The sequence below is a fragment of the Okeania sp. genome (assembly GCF_983059655.1).
Genome location: NZ_CEZPJD010000614.1, coordinates 1 through 1253, shown reverse-complemented (window position 1 = coordinate 1253; position 1253 = coordinate 1). Strand labels below are relative to the sequence as shown.

1 protein-coding gene is annotated in these 1253 nt (G+C 32.3%); it reads right to left on the bottom strand.

Going from position 1 to position 1253, the window contains the following annotated elements:
• Positions 1-2: 2 nt before the first annotated feature.
• Positions 3-530, bottom strand: coding sequence for a bidirectional hydrogenase complex protein HoxE (gene hoxE / locus AC3DU7_RS25195; RefSeq protein WP_488042031.1), 528 nt, complete (start codon positions 528-530; stop codon positions 3-5).
• Positions 531-1253 lie beyond the last annotated feature (723 nt).

The following is a 1253-nucleotide window of genomic DNA, read 5'->3' as shown; positions in this document are numbered from 1 at the left end:
ATTTACTCCTGCCAACCTTTAATTTTTTCCATAACTGCTTCTGGAGTTTGTTTACCTGCGATGCTACCATCAAAAACCACTGCTGGAGCAATTCCACAAGCACCCAAACAACGAGCTGCCATAAGAGAAATTTGATCGTCTGCTGTTGTTTCTCCTAATTTTATTTCTAGTTCTTTTTCTAATGTTTTAATTACTTCTCCACCACCTTTTACATAACAAGCAGTACCCATACATACCACACAAGTATGAGCGCCATTAGGCTTAAGTGAAAAAATATGATAAAAAGTTGCTACTCCATATACTCTACTCAATGGTAATTTTAAACCTCGTGCTATATAGGTCAAAACATCAGGTTCTAAATAGCCAAATGTTGATTGTGCTTTATGCAATACTTCAATTAAAGAATCTTGACGATATTGATTCCGCTTCATTGTAATATCTAACTGTTTAAAGCGTTTATCGCCACTAGGATGACTCTTTTTATCTTGTTGAGAATCTTTGCTTTTAGTATCTTTAATGGCAGTTTCCATTTCTATAATGCTCCTCAACTTAACTTCTCTTGGTATTTGCTTTTGATAGTAGCCGATATTTACTTAATATTTACTGCCTACTTATTAAAGTTTTAATTTATTTATATTGTTACATATTACTATTTTTTTGAACCACTTAATTTACATTTTATTACATTTTTTTCATCTTGTTTAATAAACAACTTTTTTGTTGTTTAATCTGGCTTTAAGAGCAAACTTAAATCTTTAATAATTATTCAACAAGATCCCTAAAATAAATTAAATTTTTAACTCATAATATTCTGTTCGTTGAATATTTATATAAATTATCAAAAGTATTTACTACAGTTGATTGAATGCAGGGAGTAGGAAGAAATAATTATGGTCTACCTACTAGTAATGGAGAAAATGAAGATATTGAAACAGCGATCGCTCTTTGATACTTGACAATTTGCCTAAGTTATGAAAGCAGAACTCTTACCGCCAAAAATTGAGAATCCGTGCATCCGTGCCATAATCCTTGTGAGCAGTTGAGTTTAAGGAGGAAACAAAAATTATACAACAGTTCAGTAGGATGTGTTAACGTTTGCGCAGCATTCCGCAGGAAAGTGTAACGCACCGCAAATCTATAATTTTTCGGTGAGTTACGCTGACGCTAACCCACCCTACTATTTTTTTACCCTTGAATTAAATCATAAATTTCTGATGGATTCCAATCATATAAAAGCCAACGATTTTTATCTG

What these genes read in the sequence shown, in the direction of transcription:
- hoxE (WP_488042031.1), bottom strand. Translation starts at nt 530, where the DNA reads ATGGAAACTGCCATTAAAGATACTAAAAGCAAAGATTCTCAACAAGAT.